Here is a 26945-nt window from a genome sequence, read left to right as displayed (position 1 = left end):
GCTCCTGCGGTCAGTTGCGCGACGAAGGTTTCAAAGCGTCAGCGGGTGCATCCTTGGGCCGGCCGCGCAGCAGCGACTCGGGGTTGCGCCCCAGGTAGTCGGCCAGCTCCCGGAGCGAGCGCGACATGCGCCCCAGCTCGTCGAGGGTCTGGGTCAGTTGCTCGCGTTGCGGCGAATCCTCGGCCAGGGTCGAGTTGGCCGACTGCAGGGTCTTGCTGACCTCCTGCAAGGTGCCCTGGACGCCCGGCAAGGTACGGCTGTTGAACTGCTGCAGGCCCTTGCGCAGTTCCACCAGGTTGGCGTCGAGGTTGTTGGCGATGCGCTCGATCGGCAGGCGGTTGAGCTTCTCGACCATGGCCTGGAACTGCTCCTGCAGTTGCTCCAGGCTACCCGGTACGGTGGGGATGGTAATCGGTCGGGCGCTCGGGTCGAACACCACTTTCGGCGCCTTGGGGTCGAAATCCAGGGCGATGTACAACTGCCCGGTGAGCAGGTTGCCGCTGCGCGCCTGGGCACGCAGGCCGTTGTCGACGAAGGTGCCGAGCAACTGCGCGGCGGCTTTTTCGTCGTCGGGGTCGTGGTTCAGCGCCTTGAGCAGCTTGGTGTGGGCGCGGCCCAGGCGTTGCGGGTAGATGACGATGCCGACATTGACCGGAAAGGTGCGCTTGTCGACGTCGAAATCGAGGTTGACCGACACCACCGAGCCGATCTCGACGCCGAGGAACTCCACCGGCGCTCCGACCTTGAGGCCGCGCAGCGCCTGGTCGAAACGCAGGCTCAGGTACTGCGCCTTGCCATGCGGCGGCGACAGGGCCCGGGCGCGGTCGTCGAACAGTTCGAACTGGCGGTCTTCGGCGGCCACCTGGTCATCGGGGCTGTAGTCGGGGGCGCGAAAGGCAATGCCGCCGACAATCACCGACGACAGCGATTCGGTACGAAAGGCAAAGCCGTTGGCGCCGACCTCGACATCGACGCCGCTGGCGTTCCAGAACCGCGTGTTGTCGGTGACGAAGGCATCGCTGGGCGAGTTGATGAACACCTCGATACTCACCCCTTTGCCGTTCTCGTCGAGGTTATAGGCGACCACCTGGCCGACCGGGATCTTGCGGTAGTAGACCGGCGAACCGACCCCCAGCGAGCCGAGGTCGCTGGCGTGCAGGAAAAAGCGCTTGCCGGGCTCGCCGTAGGTGATCGGCGGCGGCGATTCGAGGCCGACGAAGGCCTTGGCGCGGGTGTGAGATTCGCCGGAATCGGCGCCGATGAAGTCGCCGGACAGCAGGGTGTCGATGCCCGACACGCCGCCGGCGCCGATGCGCGCGCGCACTACCCAGAACTTGGAGTCCTCGCGGGTAAAATTGTCGGCCTGCTTGACCAGCTTGACCGTGGCGGTGACGCTCTTCTGGTCCTTGCTCAACTCCACTGCGGTGACCTGGCCGATCACCACGTTGCGGTACTTGACCGCGGTCTTGTTGGCCTCCAGGCCCTGGCCGGTCTTGAAGGTGATCTCGATGGTCGGGCCTTGCTGCATGACGTTGTGGACCACCAGCGACAAGCCCACCAGCACCGCCACCAGCGGTACGATCCACACCAGCGAGATGCTGAAGCGCCGGGTCTTGACCCCGGGCTGGCCGGGTTGGGGGCTGTCTTGGCGGGTATCAGTCATCGGCCTGCTCCTTGTCGTGGTGCCAGATCAGTCTAGGGTCGAAGCTCATTGCCGCAAGCATGGTCAGCACCACCACCATGCCGAAGAACAGAATGCCCGGGCGCGGTTCGATATCGCCCAGGGCCTGGAACTTGACCAGCGCCGCCACCAGGGCGACCACCAGCACATCGAGCATCGACCAGTAGCCGATCAGCTCGACGAAGCGGTACAGGCGCGCCCGTTGCGTCTGCGCCCAGGTGCTGCGGCGCTGCACGGTGATCAGCAGCAGGGCGAGGGCAACGAATTTGGTCGCCGGTACAGCGATGCTGGCGATGAAGATGATCAGGGCGATGTCCCAGGCGCCATGCTCCCAGAACTCCATGACGCCGCTCATGATGGTACTGTCGGCGCCGCTGCCGAACAGCGTGGTGTTCATCACCGGCAGCAGGTTGGCGGGGATATAGAGCACCAGCGAGGCGACCAGGTAGGCCCAGGTGCGGGTCAGCGAATCGGGCTTGTGCGCATGCAGCGGCGCGCCGCAGCGTTCGCATTCGTGCGGCTGATGAGTGTTGTCGCAGGCCATGCCGCAGGCATGGCAGAGCACCAGGTTGAGCTTGGCGGCGCGCGGTGGGCGGCTCATGGCAGCACGTCCCAGAGCTCGCGGATGTCGCGCCCGGCGATGCGCAGAATCAACAGGCTCAGGGCCGCCAGTGCCAGCAGGCCGATGCCCGGCAGCACATCGAGCATGCCGGCCAGCTTGAACACCGCGACCATGGCGCCGAGCAGGCAGACTTCGAGCATGCTCCACGGGCGCAGGGTTTCCAGCCAGCGCATGCACAGGCTGAAGCCCGGGGCGCGGCCGCCGGCCAGGGCAAAGCCGAGCACCCAGATCAACAGCAGCAACTGGAACACCGGGGCGATGATGATCGAAATCGCCGCCACCAGGGCGATAAAGGTGATCGGCCCATTGGCCAGGGCCCGCACCGAGTCCCACAGGGTGGCGCTGTTGTGCAGGCCTTTTAGGCTGATGCTCATGATCGGGTAGAAATTGGCGAACACCCAGAGGATTAGCGCGGTGACGCTCAGGGCCAGGCGTTGCTGCACGCTCAGGCCGTTATAGCGCTGCAGCACCGCGCCACAGCACTGACACAGGGCCTTCTGATGTTTGCCGAGGCTGACTTTCTGGTACACGCAGTCGCAATGTTCGCAGATGATCAACTGATGGGTATCCAGCATGGCGCGCGCTCTGGCTGCGGGCGGGGACTAGCTCAATATAGTCGGCGCTGGCGCGGGGCTTCGGATTTTTTACCCACTGCGGGAGTTGGCTGCACCGGCCTCATCGCGGGTCAAGCCCGCTCCCACAGGTCCGGTGTACACAGTTCCACTGTAGGAGCGGCGGTGCGGCGACCCGACTTGACCCGCGATGAGGCCGGTGCAGCGGCTACCAACCCGGCACCCCGCGCATGTCCGGCAGTTTGTGGGCGATGCCCTTGTGGCAATCGATACAGGTCGCCTGCCCGCTGGCCAGCGAGGTCGAGTGCATGGCTGCGGCGCGTTTGCTCTGGCGGGTGAAATCCATGAACTCGAAGTTGTGGCAGTTGCGACATTCGCGCGAATCGTTGGCCTTGAGCCGCGCCCATTCGTGCTCGGCCAGTTCACGGCGGTGCGCGAGGAATTTGTCGCGGGTGTCGATGGTGCCGAAAATCTTGCCCCAGACTTCCTTGGACGCCTGCATCTTGCGCGCGATCTTGTGTGTCCATTCGTGCGGTACATGGCAATCCGGGCAACTGGCGCGTACCCCGGAGCGGTTGCTGTAGTGAATGGTCTCCTTGAGTTCGACAAAGACGTTGTCGCGCATCTCATGGCAGGAGGTGCAGAACTTCTCGGTGTTGGTCACCTCCAGGGCGGTGTTGAAGCCGCCCCAGAAGATGATCCCGGCGACGAACCCGCCGAGGGTCAGAAAGCCCAGGCTGTAGTAGACACTGGGCCGCCAGAGAATGCCCCAGTATTGCTTGAGTAGCCCGAACAGTGCTCGCATGGCGCCTCCTCAGGGTTTTTGCGCGGCGTTGGCGTCGTCTTGCAGCAGCTTGTCGATGGTTTCGAAGCTGTTGCCCACCAGTGGCTGCACCTCTTTTTGCGGCACATGACACTGGGTGCAGAAGTAGCGCCGTGGCGATACCGCCGCCAACGCCTGGCCGTCGCGGTCCATGTAGTGGGTGATGCTGATCATGGTCGCCTGGCTGCGCGCACTGTTGGCGCGGCTGTGGCAGGACAGGCACTTGTTGCCGTTGAGGTCGACCTGATAGCCGCGAATCGTGTGGGGGATGGTCGGCGGCTGGTCGGGGTAATTGCGTTCGCGCTTGAGGTCCTTGTTCTCGTCGTTGGCCAGCGGCGGCGCCGGCAAACTCTGGGTCAGCGTGCCGCCCGGGCGCCGGCCATCGGGGCCGGGGGCATCGAGGGGGTAGTCGACTTCGGCGGCGACCACCAGGCCGATGACCGCGAACAGCAGCAAAGGCAGGCTGCGAATGGGCATGACGGTTCTCCTCAGGCCGCGCTGATCAGCTCGATGCGTATGGCGCATTTCTTGTAATCGGTTTGCTTGGAGATCGGGTCGGTGGCGTCCAGGGTGACTTTGTTGATCAGCTTGTTGGCATCGAAAAACGGCACGAACACCAGGCCGCGCGGTGGCTTGTTGCGCCCGCGGGTTTCGATGCGCGCGCGAATCTCGCCGCGCCGGCTGATCAGTTTCACTTCGCTGCCGCGCCGTGCATTCAGGGCCTTGGCATCGTCAGGGTGCATGTACACCAGGGCATCGGGCACTGCTTTGTACAACTCTTCAACGCGCTGGGTCATGCTCCCGGTGTGCCAATGCTCCAGCACCCGGCCGGTACTCAGCCAGAACGGGTAGTCGGCATCCGGTGCTTCGGCCGGCGGCTCGTAGGGCAGGGCGAAGATGATCGCCTTCTTGTCCGGGTAACCGTAAAACTGCACTTCACTGCCTTTCTCCACGTACGGGTCGAAGCCTTCGCGGTAGCGCCAGCGGGTTTCCTGGCCGTCGACCACCGGCCAGCGCAGGCCGCGCTCGCTGTGGTAGCGATCAAATGCGGCCAGGTCGTGACCATGGCCCCGGCCGAACTGTGCGTACTCTTCGAACAAGCCCTTTTGCGCGTAGAAGCCAAAGGCCTTGGCTTCATCGTTGTGGTAGCCGGCTTGCAGCTGCTCGACCGGGAACTGGTCGACCTGACCATTTTTGTACAGCACTTCGAACAGGGTCTTGCCTTTGTACTCGGGGGCCTTGGCCAGCAACTCGGCAGGCCAGACCTCGTCGGTGGTGAAGCGCTTGGAAAACTCCATCAGTTGCCACAGGTCTGAACGTGCTTCGCCCGGGGCGGTCACCAACTGATGCCAGAACTGGGTGCGGCGCTCGGCATTGCCATAGGCGCCTTCCTTTTCTACCCACATGGCGCTGGGCAGGATCAGGTCGGCAGCCTGGGCCGACACCGTGGGGTAAACGTCCGAGACAATCACGAAATTGTCCGGCTTGCGCCAGCCCGGCAGCACTTCCTGCATGATATTGGGCCCGGCGTGCATGTTATTGCTGGCCTGGGTCCAGTAGACGTTGAGCACCCCGTCCTTGAGCATGCGGCTCTGTTGCACGGCATGAAAGCCGACTTTCTCCTGGATAGTGCCGGCGGGCAGCTTCCAGATTTTTTCGGCGCTGGCGCGGTGCTTGGGGTTGGTCACCACCAGGTCGGCCGGCAAGCGGTGCGAGAAGGTCCCGACTTCGCGGGCGGTGCCACAGGCCGAGGGCTGGCCGGTGAGCGAGAAGGGGCTGTTGCCCGGCTCGCTGATCTTGCCGGTGAGCAGGTGGATGTTGTAGATCAGGTTGTTGGCCCACACCCCGCGGGTATGCTGGTTGAAGCCCATGGTCCAGAACGACACCACCTTGCGCTTGGGGTCGGCATACAGCTCGGCCAGCGCCTTGAGGCGCTCTTGCGGCACGCCCGATTCGGTGGCTGCGCGCTCAAGGGTGTAGGGCCGCACAAAGGCGGCGAACTGCTCGAAATCGATGTCGCTCCAGGTGTTGGCCTTGTCGGCGTTCCTGGCCTTGGCTTCGCGTGGATCGTCGGCGCGCAGGCCGTAGCCGATGTCATCGGCGCCGAGGGCGAAGCGTGTGTGCTTGCTGATGAAGTCCTTGTTCACCGCGCCGCTTTCGATGATGTGGTTGGCGATGTAGTTGAGGATCAGCAGGTCGGTTTGCGGCTTGAACACCATGGGAATGTCGGCCAGGTCGAAGCTGCGGTGTTCGAAGGTCGACAGCACCGCAACCTTGACCTGCGGCTGGCTCAGGCGCCGGTCGGTGACCCGGCTCCAGAGGATCGGGTGCATTTCGGCCATGTTCGAGCCCCACAGCACAAAGGCATCGGTGGCCTCGATGTCGTCGTAGCAGCCCATGGGTTCATCCATGCCGAAGGTGCGCATGAAGCCCATCACCGCCGAAGCCATGCAGTGGCGGGCGTTGGGGTCGATGTTGTTGCTGCGAAAGCCGGCCTTCATCAGTTTGTTGGCGGCGTAGCCTTCCCACACCGTCCATTGCCCGGAGCCAAACATGCCGATCGATTCCGGGCCTTTGTTGTGCAGCGCTTGCTTGTACTTTTCGGCCATGATGTCGAAGGCTTTTTCCCAGCTGATCGGCTGGAATTCGCCCTGCTTGTGGTACTGGCCGTTGCGCATGCGCAGCAGCGGTTGGGTCAGGCGGTCATTGCCATACATGATTTTCGACAGGAAATAGCCTTTGACGCAGTTCAGGCCGCGATTGACCTCGGCTTTGACGTCGCCGTGGGTGGCCACCACGCGGTTGTCGCGCGTCGCCACCATGACGCTGCAACCGGTGCCGCAAAAGCGGCAGGGCGCCTTGTTCCAGTTCAGGGTCACCAGGTCGGCTTCGGTCACCAGGTTGCTGGCGCTGGTGAAGATCGGCAGGCCCGCCGCGGCGGCGGCAATGGCGGCGGCCTGGGCCTTGGCAAATTCACGGCGGGTCATGCTCATGGTGAGTCTCCTTCTGGGGCGAGGAGTTCGTGGTAAATCAGCGCGGCATTGAGCACCCCGGGCAGGTTGTTGATCTGCTCGATGCGCTGCAGGATCTGCTGTTCATGGTGGGCTTCGAGCACCACCACCAGCTTGCCGGCGGGGCTGTGCTGATGCAGTTCGAGGTTGTCGAGCAGCAGCAGGTTGGCCTTCACCGCCTCGAACAGTTCGGGGCGGGCATGTACCACCAGGCTGGCAATGTGCAGAACGTCGTCCATGGGCGGGCTCCGGCAGTCTCGGCTAGCCGTTGGGAGGGCCGGGTGGGCCATACAGCAACTGGAAAAACCAGACGAGAAAACCGTAGCCGCCAACGATGGCGACCGACATCAAGGGGAACAGGCAGACGATCAGAAACAGGAACAGCAGCGTTTCTCTTCTGCGGGCGATTTTCTGTTCTACAGCCAATGACATGGAGCGGCCTCCTGTCGAGCGTGAACTGAGCCTAGATCAGCGTGCTCTGCCCACGCCGGCTGGCGCGACCAACGGTCAACACGGCCTTGAAAACACTACAGGTGAACTACACTGCTGGCACGGACCCCCTGGCTGCGGTGGAAAGCGAACATGCTTGATTACTTCGCGTTGGGTATTTTGATTTTTGTCGGCCTGGTGCTGTTCTACGGGATCATCGTCCTGCACGACATTCCCTATGAAATCGCCGTACACCGCAACCACCCGCACCAGGATGCGATCCACGCCACCGGCTGGGTCAGCTTGTTCACCCTGCATGCGCTGTGGCCGTTCCTGTGGATCTGGGCAATGCTCTACCGCGAAGATCGCGGTTGGGGCTTTCGCGATGGCAAGTCGCCGCAAAACCACGTGGTGCGCCTTGAACAACAGGTCGCCGAACTGCAGCAACGCATCGCCCGCCTCGAAGGCGTGGCTCCCGCCGAGCCTGCGCCCGGCCACGACGATGGCAACGGAGGGCTCTGAGCATGGACTTGCTGCTGATCCTCACCTACGCGGCCATTTGCGTGGCGATCTTCAAGCTGTTTCGCATCCCCCTGAACAAGTGGACAGTGCCCACGGCGGTGCTGGGGGGGATCGTGATGATCGGCGCGCTGATCTTCACCATGAACTACAACCACCCGTATTCGGAAGTGGCGCGTTCCTACTTCGTCTCGGTGCCGGTGATCCCGGCGGTTACCGGCCAGGTGATCGAGGTGCCGGTCAAAGGCAACCAGCCGCTGGAGAAGGGCGATGTGCTGTTTCGTATCGATCCGGCGCCGTTCGAGTACCGGGTGCGCTCGCTCAAGGCGCAGATCGTTGCGGCCCGGGGCGATCTGTACCGCATCAACGAACTGATCAAGCGCAACTTCGGTACCCGCCGCGAGCAGGAAGCGGCCATCGCCCAGGTCGATGACCTGCAGGCGCAACTGGACAACGCCCAGTTCGAACTCGATAGCACCGTGGTGCGGGCGCCGAGCAAGGGTTACGTCACCCATGTGTCGCTGCGCACCGGGATGCGCGCGAGTGCCTTGCCGCTGCGCCCATCGATGGTGTTCATTCCCCAGGAAGGCCAGTACTTTGCTGCCTGGATGCGCCAGAACAGCCTGCTGCGCCTGGTGCCCGGGGATGAGGCGGAAGTGGCCTTCGACGGCATTCCGGGCAAGGTCTTTCATGGCAAGGTCAAGAACGTCATCGCGGTGATCGCCGAGGGCCAGGTGCAGCCGTCCGGCACCCTGATCGGCTACACCGGTTCACCGCCACCCGGGCGGGTGCCGGTCATCATTGAAATCGACGACCCGGCGTACGCCCAGTACAGCGCGCAGATGCCCGGTGGTGCCTATGGCCAGGCGGCGCTGTACAGCAAGCACTTTCCGCACATCGCCACCATGCGCAAGATCCTCCTGCGCATGGCGGCGTGGATGAACTATATCTTCCCGTTCCACTAGTGGAGTACAAATGTACTCCGCGCCGGGTTCACGCCTGCGGCCGGGTCGGTAGATACGGCAGCAGGCGCTCGGTTTCCTTTCTGACCACCGCGTAGCACTCGCAACTCAACTGCTCCAGGCGCGCCCGATCAAGGACCTTGATATGCCCGCGGCTGTACTCGATCACGCCCAGGCGCTGCAGCTTGCCGGCGGCATCGGTGACGCCTTCGCGGCGCACCCCGAGCATGTTGGCGATCAGCTCCTGGGTCATGGTCAGCTGGTTGCCTTTGAGCCGATCCAGCGACAACAGCAGCCAGCGGCACAGTTGCTGGTCAATCGAGTGATGACGATTGCACACCGCGGTCTGCGCCATCTGCGTGATCAGCGCCTGGGTGTAGCGCAGCATCAGCACCAGCAGCTCGCCGTGGCGGTTGAATTCGTCTTTCAGGCGCTGGCCGGGCAGGCGGTAGGCGTGGCCGGCGCTCTGCACGATGGCGCGGCTCGGGGTGCTTTCGCCGCCCATGAATACGGCAACGCCGATCAGGCCTTCGTTACCGACCACGGAGATCTCCGCCGAGGCGCCGTTTTCCATCACGTACAGCAGCGAGACGATGGCGTTGGTCGGGAAGTAGACGTGACGCAAGGCATCGCCAGACTCATAAAGCACCTTGCCCAGCGGCAGGGCGATCAGTTCCAGGTGCACCAGCAGGCGCTCCAGCGCGGTTGTCGGCAGGGCCGCCAGCAGGTGATTGTCCTGTGGCCTGACCTGTGGCTTGGGTGATGCGGGCATACGGAGCCACCGATGGCAGACGAGAGCTGTCTGGCCTCAGGGTACTCCTATCCGCGCAGGCTAGGGGAGGCTGGCAGTGGCCGGCAGGCAATGCGCGCTGATCTGGTGGGTTTGACCGTCATCCACGAGCCTGACCACGCCGTCGGCCAGGGGCTGGCCATCCAGGCTCAGGCTCAACGCGCCCGCGCCCGCATGGTGCACCTCGATGCGGTAGCGGCTGGCGCCATAGCGATAGTGCAGCACGTAGCCCGGCCATTCGGCCGGCAGCAGCGGTTGCAGGCTCAAGGTCTCGCCGCTGCGCTGCAAGCCCAGCAGTGACTCGACGATCAGCCGGTACATCCAGCCGGCGGCGCCGGTGTACCAGCTCCAGCCGCCGCGCCCGGCATGGGGCGGCGCGCCATAGACATCGGCGGCCATCACGTACGGCTCGACCTTGTAGGTGTCGATACGCTCGGCGCTGCCCTGGCGCAACGGGTTGATCAGGCGCAGCAGTTCCCAGGCCCTGGCGCCGTCGCCCAGGCGGGCAAAGGCCATGCTCGCCCAGACGGCGGCATGGCTGTACTGGCCGCCGTTCTCACGCACGCCGGGCACGTAGCCCTTGATGTAGCCAGGGTCCAGGCTGCCCTGGTCAAAGGGTGGATCAAGCAGCTTGACGATACCGATGTCGCGGCGCACCAGGTAACGGTCCAGCGCCTCCATGGCCAGGCGGCCCCGTTCAGGGGCGGCGGCGCCCGAGAGCACTGCCCAGCTCTGGGCGATGGAGTCGATACGGCATTCTTCATTGCTCGCCGAACCCAGCACCTGGCCGTCATCGAAATAGGCGCGGCGGTACCAACCGCCGTCCCAGCCATGGGCTTGGAGATTGCCACGCAGGGTGGCGGCGCGCCTGTTGCAGTCCTCGGCGAACGGGCCGTCACCCTGGCGCTGGGCGGTGCGGGCGAACTGCTGCAGCACCTCGACGCCGAAAAAGCCCAGCCACACACTTTCGCCCAGGCCCTGTTCGCCGACGCGGTTCATGCCGTCGTTCCAGTCGCCGCTGCCCATCAGCGGCAGGCCATGCACGCCGCACTGCAGGCCGTATTGCAGCGCCCGCTGGCAATGCTGGTAGAGGTTCTCGGTGAGTGCCGAACGGTTCGGCAGGTCGTAGTAGGACTCCTCGCCAGGGTTCAGCGCGCGGCCTTCGATATAGCCGACCTGTTCATCGAGCACGCCGAGGTCGCCGGTCACCTGCACATAGCGGCTGGTGGCCAGGGGCAGCCAGAGCATGTCGTCGGCGCAACGGGTGCGCACGCCGCGCTGCAGCGGCGGGTGCCACCAATGCTGGACGTCGCCTTCGCGGTACTGATGGCTGGCACACAGCAGCAAGTGCTGGCGCGCCGCGGCCGGGTCGGCGTGGATCATCGCCATGCTGTCCTGCAACTGGTCGCGGAACCCGAAGGCGCCACCGGACTGGTAAAAACCACTGCGCGCCCAGAAGCGGCAGGCAATCACCTGGTACATCAACCAGCCATTGACCAGTACATTCAGGGCCGGCTCCGGGGTTTCGATGCGGATGGCGCCGAGTACTTCGCGCCAGTGCGCGCGCACCCGTTCCAGCTCGATCGCTGCCGCGCGCAGCCCACGGTACTGCTGCACCCGGCGGGTGGCGGCGGTGGCGTCGTGCTCGGCGCCGAGGCGGAACACCACTTCCTGGCTTTCACCGTCGGCCAGTTCCAGCGCCACCTGCAGCGCTGCGCAAGGGTCCAGGCCACCGCCGCTGCGCCCGGAGAGCCGCGCCCGGCCCATGGCTGCCGGCGCGCCAAGATTGCCGTTGCGGCCAATGAACTCCAGGCGGTCGCAACTGAGGCTGCGGTCGGCCAGGTCGCTGTCGAGGAACGCCACCCGCGCGGAAAACTCGATGGAGTAGGCATTGCGCGCAAACAGCGCGCCACTGAACGGGTCGGCCTCACTGACCACGTGCATGGCCGTCTTGCTGCGCAGGTCGCCCAGCACCCATTCCACATAGCTGGTTACCGACAACCGGCGCGGCCGGCCCGAGGTGTTGCGCAGCTTCAGGCGCGAGAACTTCACCGGCGCATCGAGGGCGACGAACACCCACAGCTCGCTGTGCAGGCCGTCCTCGTCATGCTCGAAGACGCTGTAGCCAAATCCGTGGCGGGTGCGGTAGCTGCCCTGGCCAGGGCACGGCTGCGGGGTTGGCGACCAGTAGCGGCCGCTGTCTTCGTCGCGCAGGTACAGGGCTTCGCCGCTGGGGTCGCTGACCGGGTCGTTGTGCCAGGGCGTCAGGCGAAACTCATGGGCATTGTCGCCAAAGGTGTAGGCGCCACCGCTTTCGCTGATGACCGAGCCGAACTGCGGGTTGGCCAGCACGTTGACCCAGGGCGCCGGCGTCGGCTGCCCCGGGCGGTGATTGATGATGTACTCGCTGCCATCGGCGCTGAAACCGCCGTAGGGGTTTTCCATCAGCAGCCCTGGCTGCACGCTAGGCCCCGGCCGTACCGGCGCCTGCACCAGGCTGCCGGGGTTGGCTTCGAAGCGCGCCAAGGCGTGCTCACTGCGCCGTTGCTGTACCTGTTCGGCGAGGCTGCCACGGCTGTCGCTGAGCACCAGGCGGGCGACGCTGAGCATCAGCGTGCGGTCTTCGCTGGACAACTGCTGGGCCGGGCGCACGAAGATCCCGCCCGGGCGGTCGAGCAGCGCCGCTTCGCTGCCCGAGGTCACCAGGCCCATGATCAGCTCCTGCAGTTGCTGGCGGTAGCCGGCCTGGTCTTCGTTCCAGATCACCAGGTCCAGGCTCAGGCCTTTCTGCCGCCAGTAGGCATGGGCCTGGACCATCTGGCGCACCAGTTCGATGTTGGCCGGGTCGCTGATTTGCACCAGCACGATCGGCAGGTCGCCGGAAATCGCCTGGCCCCAGAGCCCGGACTGGTTACGCCGATTGCTTGTCAGCACTGCGCTTTCGCTGCGCAGCGACGGGTTGGCATAGATCACCGAGGCGGCCATCTGCTCGAACAGCCGCGCATCGGCCAGGGACGCGTTGAGCTGGCGCAGCAGCACCTGGCTGTGGGTCCAGGCCAGGTCAAAGACCCGGTCTGCCAGGTGCCGGTCGCGGTACTTGTGGATCTGCTGCAGGCAGCTTTCGCGGCTTGGGGCGATGCCGGTGACCAGGTCGATGGTCGCACTCTGCCCGGGATCAAGGCTGATCCGGCAGCGAATGGCGACGATCGGATCGAGCACCGCCCCGGCGCTGTCGGACAACCGCTCAACCTCAGGCAGCAACGCCGCCGGGGCCTTGAGCGTGCGGCCACGGCCGATGAAGCGGGCACGGTCGGTTTCGTACGAGAGCGCTTCGATGTCCACACCATGGGCGGCCAGCAGGTGGCACAGCCATGGCACCGGTTCTTGCTGCGAACGTGGCCGGCGGCTACAGACAATGGCCTGCAGCGGGCGCAGCAGCTCGGTCTGCACGAACAGCTTGCTGAACGCCGGGTGCAGGGCATCGCTGATCGCCGGGGCCAGCACCACCTCGGCGTAGCTGGTCAGCTCCAGTTGGCGGCGCTGGCGGCGCTGGCGGCCATGGTTGGTCAGGTGCAGGCGGCGCAGTTCGACATCGTCCTCGGGCGAGACGATGATTTCAGTGTGGCAGTCGATGTCGCGTTCGCGCAGGCGAAATTCGGCCCGCGCGTCACTGAAGATCGCCTCCTGGCTTTGTGGCCGGTACAGGGTCGGCTGGTGCGCCGTGGACCAGAACGCACCGCTGGCAACATCGCGCAGGTAGCAGAAGATGCCCAGGCTATCGCTGGCGATATCCTCGTGCCAGCGGGTCACGGCCAGGTCGTTGCAACGGCTGTAACCGGCGCCGGCGTTGTTGACCATCACGTGGTAACGGCCGTTGGACAGCAGTTGCACGGCCGGGCAGCGCCGGTTGGGCTCGGTGAACACCCGCAACTGTTGCTCGCCTGCGCTGGCGTCTTCGCTGACCGGGGCCTGGGCGGCGTGCAGGTAGGCGGCGGCAGTCTTCGGCACGCGCTCCTGCAGCAGCAGAGCGCTGGCCTGGAACTGCGGGTCGGACTCGAAACGCCGCTGCATCGGGCGATCGAGCAGCAATGAGGTCAGGGCAAGCAGGCTCATGCCCTGGTGGTGGGCCATGAACGACTTGATCACCACCGCCTCCTGCCCGGGCGGCAGCCGTGCTTCGCTGTAGTCCACCGCCTCATAAAGCCCGAAGCGCCCGGCAACCCCCTGTGCGGCCAGGCGCTGGAGGTTGGCGCAGGCCGCCGCGGGCGCCACCAGCAGCGCCAGGGCACTGGCATAGGGCGCTACCACCCGGTCTTCGCCCAAGCCGCGCTTCAGACCCAGGCCGGGCACGCCGAAGGCACGGTACTGGTAGTTGAAGTGGGTATCGAGGCTGTTGTAGGCCGACTCCGACACCCCCCAGGGGATGCCCAGCTGGTTGCCGTAGGCGATCTGCCGGTTGACCGCCGCGCGGCAGGACTGCTCCAGCAGCGTGCCCGGGTAGGAGGGCATCACCAGCATCGGCATCAGGTACTCGAACATCGACCCCGACCACGACAACAATACCGGCTCACCGGCATTGCTGGTGAGCAGGCGGCCAAGGGCGAACCAGCTGTCCTGAGGCACCTGGCCCTGGGCAATGACGACGAAGTTGGTCAGGCGCATTTCCGAGGCCAGCAGGTCGTAGAAGGCGCTGTCCAGGCGTTGTTCGTCGACGTTGTAGCCGATCACGAAAAGGTCGCGCTGCAGATCGTAGAGAAAGCGGAAATCCATGTTGGCCAGGGCGCCAGCCTGTTCGGCCAGGTGCGCGGCGCTGGCGATACGCTCGCGAGCGAGGTTGCGCACGGCATTAACCCGCGCGCGCTCGGCTGCCGGCCAGCGCTGGGCGTCGAGCTGCGCCAGTTGCCGCCAGCTTAGCGGTAGCTGCGCTGCCGGGTCGTCGCCAGCAGGCAGTTCGAAGGCGCGCAATTCATCGAGCAGGTCCTGGCAGTGCTCCTGCAGCGCAGCGCGCCAGAAGGCGCAATCGCCGCTGGGCTCGGCTGGCGACAGCGGGCAGTCGAGCAGCTGTTGCAGCAGCGCCGGCAGTTGCTGCGGTGCTTGGTTGATCTCGAGCTCGGCGCGCAGCACCTGCCATTGCTCATCGGCAATGCCCGCCGCCTTGTAGGCTTGCAGCAGCACATCGAGGCTGTCCAGCAGCCCCTGGCGCAGGCGCCCATCGAGCAGCGGCGCATCGCCCAGGGCCAGCAAGCCGGGGCGCAAGGTCAGCAGCAGGCCGGCGAGGTTGCCGCTGTCCACCGTCGATACATACAGGGGGTGCAGCGCCAAGCCGCTGCGGGTGTCGTACCAGTTGTAGAAGTGCTGCTGGTGACGCTCCAGGCTGTGCATGCTCTGTAGCATCGCTGCCAGGCGCTGCAGCAGGCGCGCGCTGCCCAGGTAGCCGAAGTCATGGGCGGCCAGGTGGGCAAGCAGGGCCATGCCCATGTTGGTCGGCGAGGTGCGGTGGGCGACGTTGGCGTAAGGCGCTTGCTGGATGTTGTCCGGTGGCAGCCAGCGATCTTCGGCATTGACGTACTGGTTGAAAAAAGCCCAGTTGCGCCGGGCCAGCAAGCGCAGAAACTGCACGCCCTGGGGCGAGATGGCCTGGCTGGCGCCGCTGTCGGCGCGGCTGACCCACCAGGCCAGGGCCGGGCCAGCCAGCCACAGCAGCAAAAACGGTGCGGCGAGGGCGAGCAGGCCCGGCGTTGGCGCCAGCACGGCGATCAGCGCCAGGGCCAGTACCGGCGCGACCCACAGGGTGCGATACAGCCCCGCCAGGCTGTTGACGCTGGTGCGCTCGACCTCCCGCGACGGGCTCCATTGCAACAAGCGCCGTTTGCTCACCAGCATGCGCCACAGCGTGCGGGCAATCGCATCCAGGCTGTAATGGGCCTCGAACGGCAACCAGGCCAGGTTGAAAGTGGCGCGTATGCCGTGCTGCGCGGCGCCGTGCAGCACCGCCAGCAGGTGCTCGGCCAGCGGCACGTCGGTGGTTTTGCCCAGCAGCGCGAGCAAGCTGTCCAGCAGCGGCTGAGTCAGCAGCAGGGCGACCACGGCCAGGGTCCACAGCCCCGGTTGCGGGGCAATCAACCAGGCGCACAGCAGCACACCAAGGAACGCCGCCGGCTCCAGGCTGCGGCGCAGGTTGTCGAACAGCTTCCAGCGCGCCAGGGCGCTGAGGTGGTTGCTTTGCAAGCCGCTACAGCACGGCGCCCAGGGCAGCAGCCACGGCAGCAGTTGCCAGTCGCCGCGAATCCAGCGGTGCCGGCGCTTGACGTCGGCGCTGTAGCGGGCCGGGTATTCCTCGAACAGTTGCACGTCGCTGAGTAGCCCGGAATGGGCGTAACAGCCTTCGATCAGGTCATGGCTGAGGATGCGGTTCTCGGCAAAGCGGCCGTCCAGCGCCTGTTCGAAGGCATCGACCGCGTAAATGCCTTTGCCGATGAACGAGCCGTGCAGGAACAGGTCCTGATACACATCGGACACCGCGCGGGTGTACGGGTCGACCCCGGCATCGCTGCCGAACAGCCGCGCATAGCGCGAACGGGCGGCGCTGGGCAGGCTGATGCCGACCCGCGGTTGCAATATGGCGTAGCCGCGATGGATCCGCCCCTGGACGTCGAAGTGTGGCTGATTCAGCGGGTGCTGCATGGCGCCGATGAACTGGCGAGCAGCATCGCGGGGCAACTGAGTGTCGGTGTCCAGGGTGATGACATAGCGCACTCCTGGCAACGCCGCGATATCGCCGACGATCAGCGCAAAGCGCTCAACGCCGTGCCCGCGCAGCAGCGCATTGAGCTCGGCCAGCTTGCCGCGCTTGCGCTCGTAACCCATCCAGGCGCGTTCGGCGGGGTTCCAGCGCCGCGGCCGGTGCAACAGCAAAAAACGCTCGCCAAGCAACGCCGGGTACTTGCGGTTCAAGGCGCTGATGCGCTCGCTGGCCTCGGTCAGCAGGCCGGCGTCCTGCTCCTGCACCTCGACCGGGCTATCCATGAAGTCGGTGAGCAGGGCGAAGTACAGCTGCTCGTCGCGGTTGGCGAGAAAACGCACCTCAAGCCCTTCGACCAGTTCCTCGACATCGGCACTGCTGGCCATCAGCGTCGGCACCACCACCAGGGTGCGGGCCTCGGCCGGCAGCCCTTCGCGGTAGTCCAGGCGCGGCAGCTGGCACGGCGCAACGGTGAGGGTCACCAGCCAGTTGATCAGGCCGATGGCCAGGCGGCTGGTCATCAGCAGCAGCGCCACGGCCAGCAGTGCCAGGCCCCAACCGGGCCAACCGGCCCGATGGCCGTCGAGCAGAAAGGGCCAGGCAAAGCCCAGCGACAGCAGCGCTACCGGGGTTAAAAAAAACGCCAGCGGCGCGCGGTGCAACAGCCGCTGCCAGCGTTGGGCCAGCGGCACACCGGCGCCCAGGTGGCGCTCCAGTTGCTCAAGGCCCGGGCCGATCAGGTAGAAGCCGACATGCCCGGCGACATCCGCTGCCGGCGGCGGTTGGCCGCGCTGCTGGGCGAGCGCGATGGCCTGTTGCGCGACCTGTTCCTCGCTGTGCCGGCAATGCCGCGCCAGGCGCTCGATGACGTGGCGGTAGTGATCGCGGCTGGCGAAGTCCATGTGCGCGTAGGCGCCTGCGGGGTCGTTGCGCAGCTGGCGCTCGACGTGGCTCAGGCGCTCGACGAAGGCCCGCCAGTCGCTGGTCGAGAGCAACCGCAGGCTGGCAATGCTGTTGCTGATCGACACCTGGTCGGCGGCCTGTTGCTGGGCATCCAGGTGCACCAGGCGCTCGATGGTCAGGCCGGATTCGGCCAGCAGTTGCTCGATCCAGGTCAACGGCTGGATCAGGGTTGCGCTCTGGCCCTGCAGCCTGCGGGTAAGTTCGGCAACGAAGGCGGCGGTCATCGGCGGTTCGGAGCGGGCCATGTCGGCCACCACCAGCACCACGCTTTTGGCGTCGCGCTCGGCGGTTTCGCTGAGACGGTCGGCCCAGTCATTGGCCAGGTTGCGGTCAGCCCAGCTGGCCATGACCCGCGCAGCGATGCGCCGCAGGTTCTCGATCAGGGCCAGGCGCAGCATGATCGGAATCGCCCACAACTCACCCAGGGTCAGCGCGGTGACGCTCTGGTAGGCCTCGACGAAGCGGCTCAGGCTTTCGTCGTCGACCCGCCCATCACCGTGGCTGATGGTTTCCAGGGCGATGTCGTAGACCCTCGGCAAGCCGGTCGACGGGCCGTTGCCCAGGCGCGGCAACTGGCGGCTGTAGCCTTTGGGCAAGTGGGTCTTGGCCAGGCGGATATGGGCTTCGACCAGGTAGTAGTTGTCCAGTAGCCATTCGGCGGCGGGGGTCACTCGCCGGCTGCTGGGCTGGGCGTCGATGAAGCGTGCGCAACTGCTGGCCAGGACCCGTTCATTGTCGGCCAGGCGTGCTAAAAGGCCATCGGCACGGGGCGTCGGGTCCAGCCGGTGCTGGCGGGCGAGCAGGGTGCCATGGCTGGACATTTGTTCGGCGCTCAGCAGCTCCGCGCGCAGCAGCGCCTCGTAGCCGAAAGTACGCGGTGCGGATCGCCATGAAAGGCGCTTGAGCAGCATCAGGGCACGGGGCCAGGGCTTGTCCATGATGTCCTTGTATGGGCTGAGGCTGACAGCTGCAGTGTGCCGCGCTGGCGGTGGCGGGTCTGTACGCTAGCGAACAGAGCGCTTGGTCCATTGCGCTCAGGCTGAGGTGTACAACTCGGTCACCGGCTCCTGGGGCTTGCAGGCCGGGGTGCGTAGCGAAGGGACGAAAATCTCGTTGATCAAATGCTGACGGTGGCGGTCTGAGGCTTTGAGGGCTGCGCTGCAGCCCATCGCTGGCAAGCCAGAGGAAGAGCCCCTTGAAGATCGCCACCTTCAACATCAACGGCATTCGCGCGCGGCTGCCCAATCTGCTCGACTGGCTGCAGCGCGAGCAGCCCGATGTGGTCTGCCTGCAGGAACTCAAGGCCGCCGATGCTGCGTTTCCGGCCGCCGATTTCGAGGCCCTTGGCTATGGCTCGCTGCACCACGGCCAGGCCTCGTGGAATGGCGTGGCGATTCTTGCCCGCGAGGCCCAGCCGCTGGAGATCCGCCGCGGCCTGCCGGGCCTTGAGGACGACAGCCAGAGCCGCTACCTGGAGGCCGCCGTACAGGGCATTCATATCGCCTGCCTGTACCTGCCCAACGGCAACCCGCAACCGGGGCCGAAGTTCGCCTACAAGCTGGCCTGGTTCGAGCGGCTGATCGACCATGCCAAGACCCTGGTCGGCAACGATCACCCGGTGTTGCTGGCCGGCGACTTCAATGTCGTGCCCACCGATTTCGACATCTACAACACCCGCTCCTGGCTCAAGGACGCCTTGCTCCAGCCCGAGAGCCGCGACTGCTACCAGCGCCTGCTGGCCCAGGGCTGGACCGATGCCATCCGCCACCTGTACCCGGATGAGCGGGTCTACACCTTCTGGGACTACTTTCGCCAGCACTGGCAGAAAAACGCCGGCCTGCGTATCGATCACCTGCTGCTCAACCCGGCCCTGGCCACGCAGCTGAAAAACGCCGGGGTCGATGCCTGGGTGCGCAACGAAGCGCACGCCAGCGATCATGCGCCGGTGTGGATCGAGCTCAAGGCCCCGGCGTGAGCCTGCGTACAACGGCCCTCGGGATTGAGTGCAGCTAGCGACTACATATGCAGTTACGAATACTGCGGTGCAAAGCGCTCTCGCGCACTAAGCTTTTAGCCCTTGAGTGCAGGCTTTATCAGGAGGTGTGCCATGCCCACCCGTCGCCACTTTCTTGCCGCCAGTGCCACCCTGGCCGCCGGGCTGGCCCTCACTGGCTTGCCCTTGGCCCAGGCCAGCAGCGCAATGCTCACCCGCAAGATCCCGTCCACGGGTGAGGCGCTGCCAGTGATCGGTGCCGGTACGTCTGGCAGTTTCGAGGTCGAGGCGGGTTCGCCTGATTACCAGCAGCTCAAGCAAGTGCTCAAGGTGTTTTTCAATGGTGGCGGCCGGGTTATCGACACCTCGCCCAACTACGGCGGCGCCGACGCCATCCTTGGCCAGCTGCTGGAGGAGGGCGGCTGGCGGGACAAAACCTTTATCGCCACCAAGATCGCCGCCGACAGCCGCGCCGACGCCGAATCGCAGTGGGCCGGGACCCTGCAAAAGCTGCGCACCGACAAGGTCGACCTGCTGCAAATTCACAACCTGCGCGACTGGCAACGCCAGTTGCCCTATGCCCGCGAGCTTAAAGCCCAGGGCCTGACCCGCTATGTCGGCGTGACCCACTACATTGACAGTGGCCTGGAAGCGCTTGAGCAAATTCTGCGCAGTGAAGCCCTGGACTTCATCCAGATCCACTACTCGGTCAATTCGCCCAAGGCTGCGCGCACCGTGCTGCCCCTGGCCCAGGACAAAGGCGTGGCGGTGTTGATCAACCGCGCCTTCGACGATGGCCGGCTGTTTGCCAAGGTCAAGGGCCAGGCGCTGCCCGGCTGGGCGACCGAGGCGGGGATCGGTAGCTGGGCGCAGTTGTTTCTCAAGTTCGCCATCAGCCACCCGGCGGTGACCACGGTGATCCCGGCCACCAGCCGCCCAGACCGCCAGCTTGACCAGCTCAAGGCCGGTAGCGGGCCACTGCTCACCAGCGCGCAGCAACAAGACCTGATCAAGCAGTTCGCCTGAAGCCATGAAACGCCTGGGCACCCGCGTGTTCAACGTCAGGCCTGGCGAGGCGCCGGCGGTGGTTGCCGGTTTGGCGCTGTTCTTTTTGCTGTTCGCCGGTTACTTCATGCTGCGCCCGGTGCGCGAAACCATGGGCGTGGCCGGTGGCGTGGACAACCTGCAGTGGCTGTTCACCGGGACCTTTGTCGTCACCCTGATCGCCTTGCCGCTGTTCGGCTGGCTGGCCTCGAAAGTACAGCGCCGGCGCATCCTGCCCTGGACCTACGCGTTCATGGCCAGCAACCTGTTGCTGTTTGCGGCCTTGTTCGCCGTGCAACCCGATAACCTCTGGGGCGCGCGGGCGTTCTATATCTGGTTGTCGATGTTCAACCTGTTGACCATCTCCCTGGCCTGGAGCGTGCTCGCCGACCTGTTCTCCAGCGAGCAGGCCAAACGCCTGTTCGGCCTGCTGGCGGCGGGGGCGAGCGGCGGTGGCTTGCTCGGGCCATTGCTCGGGACGTTGCTGGTGGGCCTGATCGGTCACGCCGGGCTGGTGCTGCTGGCCACGGTGTGCCTGCTCGCCAGTGTGGTGGCGGCCATGTACCTGCAGCACTGGCGCGACCTGTACCCGCTGCCGGCGCAAACCGAGCATCCGCGTTCACAGGCGTTGGGCGGCAACCCCTTTGCCGGTGCCAGCGAGGTGTTGCGTTCGCCCTACCTGCTGGGTATAGCGCTGTTCGTGGTGCTGCTGGCCAGCGTCAGCACCTTCTTGTATTTCGAGCAGGCGCGGCTGGTGGCCGCGCACTTCACCAGCCGTACCGAACAGACCCAGGTGTTCGGCCTGATCGACAGCGCCGTGCAGGCCCTGGCGATCCTCACCCAGCTGTTTGTCACCGGGCATGTCGCCCGCAAGCTCGGGGTCGGGGTGTTGCTGGTGGCGGTGCCGCTGGTGATGGTGCTGGGGTTCATCTGGCTGGCCCTGGCGCCGCTGTTTGCCGTGTTCGTGCTGGTCATGGTGGTGCGCCGGGTGGGCGAGTACGCGCTGGTGCGGCCGGGACGCGAAATGCTCTACACCGTGGTTGAGCCCGGGCACAAGTACAAGGCCAAGAACTTTACCGACACCGTGGTTTATCGCGGTGCCGATGCCGTGAGTGGCTGGCTCAAGCGCGGCCTGGATGTGATGGGCGATCATCCGCAGCTGGCGATGCTCATCGGCGCGGGGATTGCCCTGGGCTGGGCAGGCAGCGGCTGGTGGCTGGGGCGTCAGCAGCGCCGGCGCGAGGATCAGCCGGGCCATGTTTAACTGCTGCGCACCCCGCGCAACTGCGCGGCAAGCTCGGCATTGATCGCCACCAGCTTGGCAATGTTCTGCCGGGCCTTGAGCAGTTCGCTGTTGAGGTACTCGGCTTCGTTGGTCATCAGGACCACCTGATGCTTCCACATTTCCACCAGGGTCGGTGAATCCGGTGCGGCGAAGTCTTCTTCGTAGTCGGTCATCATGGTTACTCGTTGTTGCTGTATGTATATACAGTAATCCATATTTGCAACCTTTTGCCAGCCCAGCCGACAAACTGCAGGTGCCTGTGGCATTGTTCGCTAACCTTTTTCCGACCGGGACGGACATGAGCGAGCAGCGTGGCGCCCAGCGGCACATCAGCCTGGACCTGCTCAAGTGGCTGGCGATCATCAGCATGATCGCCGATCACCTGCGTTTTATCTGGCCGGCCGAGCATTGGCTGTTTGTCGTCGGCCGCCTGGCGTTCCCCTGGTTTTGCCTGGCGATTGCCGCCAACGTGGCCCGCGCCCCACCCGGGCAGGCCTTTACCGCGGGCACGGCGCGCTACCTGCAAGGGCTGGTGATTTTTGCCGTGCTGTCGCAGTGGCCGTATCGCTGGCTCAACGGCCCGTCGCCGACGCTCAACATCATGCCGACCCTGGCGCTGGGCCTGTTGATTGCCTGGGGCCTGCACCATCACCGTCGGCGCAGCAGTGTGTGGGTTGCCCTGGCAACAGCTGTGGTGGCGACGCTGGCAGCCGACGGGTTGATGTACGGGCTGGCCGGGGTGCTGCTGCCGGCGGCATTCCTGCTGGCCCTGCGCCTGGGGCCGCTAGCGTGGCTGCTACCTGCAGGCCTGGCGGTGGCGGCCAACCTGAGCAACCTCTGGCTGCGCGCCCATCCGCTGCAGGCCATTTCAGTCATGGCCCTGGGCGCCGCATTGCTGTCGGCCCCGCTCGGCCTCGGGCTGTTGCGCCTGCAGCTGCAACGTCAGGTATGGCGCGTCGGGCGCTGGGGCTACTGGTTCTATCCGCTGCATCTGTTGCTGATCAAACTCATTACCATCATTGACTATACTTGAGCTTCAGGTACTGGCTCACCGGTCGAAGTCGCGCGGACCCAGGTGTATCGATCAGTGAGGGCTTGATTCGGGCCCCAGGTGTCGCAGCATGATGGAAGTTCACTGGGGCTACTTGCTGTTGGCGGCGATGCTGATCGCCTCGGTCGGGGTACTGGCCTGGGGCGCGGCGTTGGCCCGGCGCCGACGGCGCGAAGAGCGCATCGCCCGCGAGCACGAGCGCGACAATCAGCGCTAAGGGTGCCAGCAGCGCAGGTCAGATGGACAACCGTGATGAACCCGCACCTCAGTGAGATTGACCCGCAAACCATGCTCGGCAATCGCCGGCTGTTGTATTTCGAGGATGACGGCGCGACCCCCAACAGCCGCTTGCCGGTGCTGCTCTATCATCTTCGGCTCGCGCCGCAGAGCGATGCCGCGGCGGGCTTCGAAGCCTTGTTCCGCGCCCATCAATGGCCACCCTTGTGGCGTGCGGGCATCTTTGCCTACCAGCATTATCACTCCAACGCCCACGAAGCCCTGGGCGTTGCCTGCGGGCACGCCCAGGTGATGCTCGGCGGTGCGCAGGGCCAGCTCCTGGGGCTCAAGCGCGGCGATGTGCTGGTGCTGCCGGCCGGTACCGGGCACTGCTGCATCGACAGCAGCGAGGACTTTCTGGTGGTCGGCGCTTACCCGCTGGGCCAGCAGGGCTACGATATCCAGCGCCCCAGCGCCAAGACCCATGAGGCGTGCCAGGCGCGCATCGCCCAGGTGCCGTTACCTTGCCAGGACCCGGTGATCGGCGCCGGCGGCTGGCTGGCGTCGGCCTGGCATGTGCTTGCTGATCCGGCGTAGCGGCCCTGTAGGTGATGATGTTTTGCGCGATAAATCCGAGGCAGCCGTGGCTACGGCTGCTGGCGAATTTAAAACGCTAGTCGCGTTGCAGCCAGGCGATATCCTGCGCCTGGTAACGGTGCGCACGGAAGATCGCATTGTTTTCACCCGGCAGGTAAGCCTGTGAGGCGGCGTCCGGGTAGGCGGCAAAGTGCGGGTTGATGTATTCCCAGACCACCTCGCCGGCGCGGGTGACCTCGAACAGGCGGCCGAAGTTGGCCTCGGTGATTAGCGTGTTGCCGTTGTGCAAACGCTGGGCGCCGCCCATGAACGGGGTGAAGAAGGCGTAGCCTGGGGTATCGGCATATTGCCATTCGATGCGCTGGCGCACGGGGTCGATCTCGATCACCCGCGAATGCGGCATCGATACCTGCGGGCGCGAGATGCCGTTGTCGAACACCAGGATACGGCCGTCCGCCAGCTCGCTGGGGCAATGCTGCTGCGCCACCAGGTCATGGCCCAGGCGCCAGAGTACGCGGTCGCTGGCTTTGTCGACGGCGATTACCGAGGATACGCTGCGCAGGCTGAGGATGACCTTGCCGTCGCGCCCCGGCGTCACGCTGTTGGTCATCGGCCAGTGATAGCGCTCGAAACAGGCGTGCAGCGGGTAGTCTTCCGGGGCCAGGTGTTCCCAACTGCGCCATTGCCAGAGCAGGTTGCCGGCGCGATCGACTTCCTTGACCACATCACCGTAGATCACCCCGCCAGGCGCTTCGCTGCCGGGGATACCGCCTTGCACGCGGCGGGCGATGTCCAGCGGCAACGGCTCGGCGGTGGTGTACAGCAGGTTGCCGTTGGCCAGCCACTGGGCGTCGTGATGATGGCCGAGGTCGGTGTGCTGCCAGAGCACTTCGCCCTCGGGCGTTACCTCGCTGAAGGCGCCGCCGTGCCACACCGACCAGCCGGGGAACAGCTCGGGCGAATCCGGGTGATTGCCGTTGTAGCCAAGGTTGCCGTTGGCGAGGATCACCGCGTCGCGCCCGGGGCGCTGGGGCAGTTGCCAGCGGTGCACTTCTTCGCCGTGCAGGTCGATCAAAAACACCTTGCCGCCGGCGGTTTGCGGGGCAAACAGGGTGTAGCCGCCGGCCGAACGTTCGGCGTCGACGGCCAGCAGGCCGGTGGCCTGGCGGCGCAAGGTGGTGCTATCGAGGGTGGGCATCACATTTCTCCAGATGAACGCCGCCCTGCCGGCGTTTGCGGCATGGCGACAAGGGCAGGGGGGTTAGGGCAGCAGGGGGTTGTAGCGGTCGTCGAAGGCCTCGGCGACCTTGATCGGCCGCGGAACCAACCGTGCCTGGGCAAAGCTGTCGGCCAGGCGTTGCTGCAGGCCGATGACCCGGGCGTCCAGGGCCACGTACTGCAAGTGCTGCTGGGCAAGCATGTCGCGCACCAGCCCCAGGGGCAGGCGGGTAACCCTGGCCAATTGTTGCGCCCAGGCTTCGGGGTTGGCCGTGGCCCAGGCCTGGGCGCGGGCCAGGCGCTGGACGAAATCACCCAGCGCCTCGGCTTTGTGCGGATCGTCGAGGGCGGCGAGGCTTGCCACGGTAAAGTTCAGCCCGGTTTCCGGCCACTGGCTGCCGTCCAGCAGTTTTTGCGCACCGCGCGCGGTGGCCTGGCCGACAAAGGGGTACCACACCGCCCAGGCATCGAGCTTGCCGCTGGCAAAGGCGTTCTGCGCATCCACCGGGCTTGCATAGACCACGTTGACGTCACTGAGCTGCAGCCCGGCGCGGGCGAGGGTGGCCAGCAGCAGGTAGTGGCCGCTGCTGCCTTTGGCCACGGCAATGCGCTTGCCCTTGAGGTCGGCCGCCTGGCGAATCGGCGAGTCCGCCTGCACCAGCAGCGCGTTGTTGTTCTGTGCACCTTCGGCCGCGGCGACCACGCGCACCGCAAAGCCGCCGGCCTGGGCAAACACCGGTGGCGCGTTACCGACTACACCCACGTCGATGGCAGCGGCATTGAGCGCTTCCATCAGCGCGGTGCCGGCGCCGAACGGGTGCCAGTCGAGGCGGTAGGCAAGCCCCTGGTCTTGGCCGGCGGCCACCAGCAGCGCCTGGGTCAGGCCGCTCTGGTCGCCGACTTCAAGTTCCGGCGCGGGCGCGGCCCAGACCTGCAAGGTGGCCAGCAGGCTGGTCAGCAACACAAGGTGCTTGGCAGTGAAGGACTTTCTCGGCATCGTCTGGGCTCTCGAATCACGTGTGCCTTGAGTATGTCGACGCAACCTGCCAGCCACCATGCCAAACACCCCACCTTTTCTGCCATGCACAGTGCCCGGACGGTGCTGGTACTGGCATTTCCCGGCGCGCTGCTGCTCAACGCCGCCGGGCCCCTTGAAGTATTTGCCGCGGCGTCGCGGGTGCTCGGCGGCGAACTGGCCGATAACCCGCCTTACCGGGTGATACTGGCGTCGGCCCAGGGCGGCGAGATCGAGACGATCTCCGGGATTGGCGTGATGACCCGTTCGTTGGCCGAGGTCGACAGCGCGCTTGCAATCGACACCCTGATCGTCATCGGTGGGCCGGGGGTTGCCGAGCTTGAGCGTGACCAGCAGGCAATCGCCTGGCTGCAACGCCGGGCGCCGACGGCGCGGCGCCTGTGTTCGATCGGCACCGGCGCCTTCGCCCTGGCCGCCACCGGGCTGCTGGACGGACGCCGGGTGGTCACCCACTGGCAGTTTGCCCAGGCTCTGCAACACAGCTACCCGGCGCTGCGCGTGGAACACCAGGCGTTGTACCTGCATGATGAGCGCTTATGGACCTGCGGCGGCGCCGCGGCCGGCATCGACCTGGGCCTGGCCCTGCTCGAACAGGACCTGGGTGCCCAGGCGGCATTGGCCCTGGCGCGTTACTTCACAGTGTTTTTGCAACGCTCGGCCGAGCAGGGCCAGCTCAGCGCGCCGCTCAAGGCGCAGAGCCAAGCCCTGCACCGCGACCGCGACCAGCGCCTGGTGCGCCTGCATGCCTGGATCGCGGCAAACCTCAATGGCGACCTGCGGGTTGAACGCCTGGCCGAAAAACTCGGCATGAGCCCCCGGCACTTTGCCCGCGCCTATGCCGCGGCTACGGGCGGCACCCCGGCGCAAACCGTCGAAACCCTGAGGCTTGAAGCCGCCTGCCGCTTGCTCGAAACCAGCCAGGAACCGATCAAGCGCATCGCCGAAACCACCGGCTTCGGTAACGAAGAACGCATGCGCCGCAGTTTTCAGCGGCAACTGGGCACCAGCCCGCTGGGCTACCGTTCGCAGTCAAGGCTGCAGCTTGCGCGCTAGCAGGTTTCATCGCCGGCAAGCCGGTTCCCACAGGTGGCGTAGGCCTTGAGAGGCGTGAGCGGATCCATTGGCGACGCTGCTCACACTTCACCTTTACGCTTTTGTGGCGGGCTACGAGTGGTGGTGAATGGACCGGCGATGCACGAAAAGCGAAAGCAAAGAAGCGCTTTGCTTCTAGATGTACGTAATCGCAGGCGCTACCTATCGTCCCTTGCAGAAGGCCGAGTGGAACCCGGAGCGCAGCGTAGGGCCGATGAAGGGACAGGGCGTTTTTGGTTACTTTTGCCGCCAAGCAAAAGTGACCCGCCGTAAGGGCGGAAGGCGCCGGCAGCGCCTCA

General features: G+C 65.6%; 22 protein-coding genes. 9 read left to right on the top strand and 13 right to left on the bottom strand.

Going from position 1 to position 26945, the window contains the following annotated elements; genetic code table 11:
• Window positions 1–10: 10 nt before the first annotated feature.
• From JYG36_RS14825 to napE, 8 genes are all read right to left on the bottom strand, one after another.
• Window positions 11–1663: a PqiB family protein gene (locus tag JYG36_RS14825; protein ID WP_093383180.1), complete on the bottom strand. Its 1653-nt coding sequence runs from the start codon at window positions 1661–1663 to the stop codon at window positions 11–13.
• Window positions 1656–2282, bottom strand: coding sequence for a paraquat-inducible protein A (locus JYG36_RS14820; RefSeq protein ID WP_213601352.1), 627 nt, complete (start codon window positions 2280–2282; stop codon window positions 1656–1658). The genes JYG36_RS14825 and JYG36_RS14820 overlap by 8 nt, the downstream gene beginning before the upstream one ends.
• On the bottom strand, window positions 2279–2878 hold the full coding sequence (locus tag JYG36_RS14815; protein WP_093383177.1) for a paraquat-inducible protein A: 600 nt from the start codon (window positions 2876–2878) through the stop codon (window positions 2279–2281). Before JYG36_RS14815 ends, JYG36_RS14820 begins: the two co-directional genes overlap by 4 nt.
• 205 nt (window positions 2879–3083) lie before the next feature.
• Complete coding sequence (locus JYG36_RS14810; RefSeq protein WP_045198838.1) at window positions 3084–3680, bottom strand: cytochrome c3 family protein; 597 nt, start codon at window positions 3678–3680, stop codon at window positions 3084–3086.
• Between the two features lie 9 nt (window positions 3681–3689).
• On the bottom strand, window positions 3690–4175 hold the full coding sequence (locus JYG36_RS14805; protein WP_093383174.1) for a nitrate reductase cytochrome c-type subunit: 486 nt from the start codon (window positions 4173–4175) through the stop codon (window positions 3690–3692).
• Window positions 4176–4186: 11 nt separating this feature from the next.
• Complete coding sequence (gene napA, locus JYG36_RS14800) at window positions 4187–6691, bottom strand: nitrate reductase catalytic subunit NapA (protein ID WP_213601350.1); 2505 nt, start codon at window positions 6689–6691, stop codon at window positions 4187–4189.
• Complete coding sequence (locus JYG36_RS14795; protein ID WP_045198844.1) at window positions 6688–6948, bottom strand: chaperone NapD; 261 nt, start codon at window positions 6946–6948, stop codon at window positions 6688–6690. Before JYG36_RS14795 ends, napA begins: the two co-directional genes overlap by 4 nt.
• Before the next feature lie 22 nt (window positions 6949–6970).
• The gene (gene napE, locus JYG36_RS14790) at window positions 6971–7141 is read right to left on the bottom strand and encodes a periplasmic nitrate reductase, NapE protein (protein ID WP_213601349.1); all 171 of its coding nucleotides are present in this window, start codon (window positions 7139–7141) and stop codon (window positions 6971–6973) included.
• Between the two features lie 150 nt (window positions 7142–7291).
• Here napE and JYG36_RS14785 point away from each other — a divergent pair, with 150 nt between their 5' ends.
• Window positions 7292–7660 (top strand): DUF3302 domain-containing protein, encoded by a 369-nt coding sequence (locus JYG36_RS14785; RefSeq protein WP_093383165.1) that lies wholly within the window; start codon window positions 7292–7294, stop codon window positions 7658–7660.
• A 2-nt stretch (window positions 7661–7662) separates the two neighbouring features.
• Window positions 7663–8622: an HlyD family secretion protein gene (locus JYG36_RS14780; RefSeq protein ID WP_045198850.1), complete on the top strand. Its 960-nt coding sequence runs from the start codon at window positions 7663–7665 to the stop codon at window positions 8620–8622.
• A gap of 28 nt (window positions 8623–8650) precedes the next feature.
• On the opposite strand, the gene JYG36_RS14775 is transcribed toward JYG36_RS14780, so the two are convergent.
• On the bottom strand, window positions 8651–9391 hold the full coding sequence (locus tag JYG36_RS14775) for a Crp/Fnr family transcriptional regulator (RefSeq protein WP_093383161.1): 741 nt from the start codon (window positions 9389–9391) through the stop codon (window positions 8651–8653).
• Between the two features lie 60 nt (window positions 9392–9451).
• A complete protein-coding gene (locus JYG36_RS14770; protein ID WP_213601348.1) occupies window positions 9452–18052 on the bottom strand; it encodes a glycoside hydrolase family 94 protein in 8601 nt (2866 codons plus the stop codon).
• 257 nt (window positions 18053–18309) lie between these two features.
• On the opposite strand from JYG36_RS14770, the gene xth reads away from it, so the two are divergent.
• From xth to JYG36_RS14755, 3 genes are all read left to right on the top strand, one after another.
• Window positions 18310–19089, top strand: a complete 780-nt coding sequence (xth, locus tag JYG36_RS14765; RefSeq protein WP_093383155.1) for an exodeoxyribonuclease III — start codon at window positions 18310–18312, stop codon at window positions 19087–19089.
• Between the two features lie 132 nt (window positions 19090–19221).
• Window positions 19222–20133, top strand: coding sequence for an aldo/keto reductase (locus JYG36_RS14760; RefSeq protein ID WP_213601347.1), 912 nt, complete (start codon window positions 19222–19224; stop codon window positions 20131–20133).
• 4 nt (window positions 20134–20137) lie between these two features.
• Complete coding sequence (locus JYG36_RS14755) at window positions 20138–21415, top strand: NTP/NDP exchange transporter (protein WP_093383149.1); 1278 nt, start codon at window positions 20138–20140, stop codon at window positions 21413–21415.
• Here the strand turns inward: JYG36_RS14755 and JYG36_RS14750 are convergent.
• Complete coding sequence (locus tag JYG36_RS14750; RefSeq protein ID WP_045198863.1) at window positions 21412–21612, bottom strand: hypothetical protein; 201 nt, start codon at window positions 21610–21612, stop codon at window positions 21412–21414. The genes JYG36_RS14755 and JYG36_RS14750 overlap by 4 nt on opposite strands.
• A gap of 122 nt (window positions 21613–21734) precedes the next feature.
• On the opposite strand from JYG36_RS14750, the gene JYG36_RS14745 reads away from it, so the two are divergent.
• The 3 genes from JYG36_RS14745 to JYG36_RS14735 all read left to right on the top strand — a co-directional run bounded on the left by JYG36_RS14745 (window position 21735) and on the right by JYG36_RS14735 (window position 23300).
• On the top strand, window positions 21735–22469 hold the full coding sequence (locus JYG36_RS14745) for a TraX family protein (protein ID WP_213601346.1): 735 nt from the start codon (window positions 21735–21737) through the stop codon (window positions 22467–22469).
• An 88-nt stretch (window positions 22470–22557) separates the two neighbouring features.
• A complete protein-coding gene (locus JYG36_RS14740; RefSeq protein ID WP_156160215.1) occupies window positions 22558–22704 on the top strand; it encodes a hypothetical protein in 147 nt (48 codons plus the stop codon).
• A gap of 35 nt (window positions 22705–22739) precedes the next feature.
• Window positions 22740–23300 carry a cupin domain-containing protein gene (locus JYG36_RS14735; protein ID WP_093383143.1) on the top strand — a complete coding sequence of 187 codons (561 nt, stop codon included), beginning with the start codon at window positions 22740–22742 and terminating at the stop codon, window positions 23298–23300.
• Window positions 23301–23376: 76 nt separating this feature from the next.
• Here JYG36_RS14735 and JYG36_RS14730 read toward each other — a convergent pair whose 3' ends face one another.
• Both JYG36_RS14730 and JYG36_RS14725 read right to left on the bottom strand, forming a co-directional pair.
• Window positions 23377–24498, bottom strand: coding sequence for an aryl-sulfate sulfotransferase (locus JYG36_RS14730; protein WP_213601345.1), 1122 nt, complete (start codon window positions 24496–24498; stop codon window positions 23377–23379).
• 63 nt (window positions 24499–24561) lie between these two features.
• Window positions 24562–25515, bottom strand: coding sequence for an ABC transporter substrate-binding protein (locus tag JYG36_RS14725; RefSeq protein WP_213601343.1), 954 nt, complete (start codon window positions 25513–25515; stop codon window positions 24562–24564).
• A gap of 33 nt (window positions 25516–25548) precedes the next feature.
• Between JYG36_RS14725 and JYG36_RS14720 the strand changes: the two genes are divergently transcribed.
• Window positions 25549–26607: a GlxA family transcriptional regulator gene (locus JYG36_RS14720; protein WP_213601341.1), complete on the top strand. Its 1059-nt coding sequence runs from the start codon at window positions 25549–25551 to the stop codon at window positions 26605–26607.
• Window positions 26608–26945: the final 338 nt, after the last annotated feature.

The organism is Pseudomonas sp. SORT22, from assembly GCF_018417635.1.
Lineage (GTDB): Bacteria > Pseudomonadota > Gammaproteobacteria > Pseudomonadales > Pseudomonadaceae > Aquipseudomonas.
The sequence above is the reverse complement of the archived record's forward strand: the minus strand, read 5'-3'. Positions and strand labels throughout refer to the sequence as shown.

Excerpts from the sequence above, each read along its gene's own strand:
- JYG36_RS14825 (WP_093383180.1), bottom strand. The coding sequence starts at position 1,663 with ATGACTGATACCCGCCAAGACAGCCCCCAACCCGGCCAGCCCGGGGTC.
- JYG36_RS14820 (WP_213601352.1), bottom strand. The coding sequence starts at position 2,282 with ATGAGCCGCCCACCGCGCGCCGCCAAGCTCAACCTGGTGCTCTGCCAT.
- JYG36_RS14815 (WP_093383177.1), bottom strand. The coding sequence starts at position 2,878 with ATGCTGGATACCCATCAGTTGATCATCTGCGAACATTGCGACTGCGTG.
- JYG36_RS14810 (WP_045198838.1), bottom strand. The coding sequence starts at position 3,680 with ATGCGAGCACTGTTCGGGCTACTCAAGCAATACTGGGGCATTCTCTGG.
- JYG36_RS14805 (WP_093383174.1), bottom strand. The coding sequence starts at position 4,175 with ATGCCCATTCGCAGCCTGCCTTTGCTGCTGTTCGCGGTCATCGGCCTG.
- napA (WP_213601350.1), bottom strand. The coding sequence starts at position 6,691 with ATGAGCATGACCCGCCGTGAATTTGCCAAGGCCCAGGCCGCCGCCATT.
- JYG36_RS14795 (WP_045198844.1), bottom strand. The coding sequence starts at position 6,948 with ATGGACGACGTTCTGCACATTGCCAGCCTGGTGGTACATGCCCGCCCC.
- napE (WP_213601349.1), bottom strand. The coding sequence starts at position 7,141 with ATGTCATTGGCTGTAGAACAGAAAATCGCCCGCAGAAGAGAAACGCTG.
- JYG36_RS14785 (WP_093383165.1), top strand. The coding sequence starts at position 7,292 with ATGCTTGATTACTTCGCGTTGGGTATTTTGATTTTTGTCGGCCTGGTG.
- JYG36_RS14780 (WP_045198850.1), top strand. The coding sequence starts at position 7,663 with ATGGACTTGCTGCTGATCCTCACCTACGCGGCCATTTGCGTGGCGATC.
- JYG36_RS14775 (WP_093383161.1), bottom strand. The coding sequence starts at position 9,391 with ATGCCCGCATCACCCAAGCCACAGGTCAGGCCACAGGACAATCACCTG.
- JYG36_RS14770 (WP_213601348.1), bottom strand. The coding sequence starts at position 18,052 with ATGGACAAGCCCTGGCCCCGTGCCCTGATGCTGCTCAAGCGCCTTTCA.
- JYG36_RS14760 (WP_213601347.1), top strand. The coding sequence starts at position 19,222 with ATGCCCACCCGTCGCCACTTTCTTGCCGCCAGTGCCACCCTGGCCGCC.
- JYG36_RS14755 (WP_093383149.1), top strand. The coding sequence starts at position 20,138 with ATGAAACGCCTGGGCACCCGCGTGTTCAACGTCAGGCCTGGCGAGGCG.
- JYG36_RS14750 (WP_045198863.1), bottom strand. The coding sequence starts at position 21,612 with ATGATGACCGACTACGAAGAAGACTTCGCCGCACCGGATTCACCGACC.
- JYG36_RS14745 (WP_213601346.1), top strand. The coding sequence starts at position 21,735 with ATGAGCGAGCAGCGTGGCGCCCAGCGGCACATCAGCCTGGACCTGCTC.
- JYG36_RS14740 (WP_156160215.1), top strand. The coding sequence starts at position 22,558 with ATGATGGAAGTTCACTGGGGCTACTTGCTGTTGGCGGCGATGCTGATC.
- JYG36_RS14735 (WP_093383143.1), top strand. The coding sequence starts at position 22,740 with ATGAACCCGCACCTCAGTGAGATTGACCCGCAAACCATGCTCGGCAAT.
- JYG36_RS14730 (WP_213601345.1), bottom strand. The coding sequence starts at position 24,498 with ATGCCCACCCTCGATAGCACCACCTTGCGCCGCCAGGCCACCGGCCTG.
- JYG36_RS14725 (WP_213601343.1), bottom strand. The coding sequence starts at position 25,515 with ATGCCGAGAAAGTCCTTCACTGCCAAGCACCTTGTGTTGCTGACCAGC.
- JYG36_RS14720 (WP_213601341.1), top strand. The coding sequence starts at position 25,549 with ATGTCGACGCAACCTGCCAGCCACCATGCCAAACACCCCACCTTTTCT.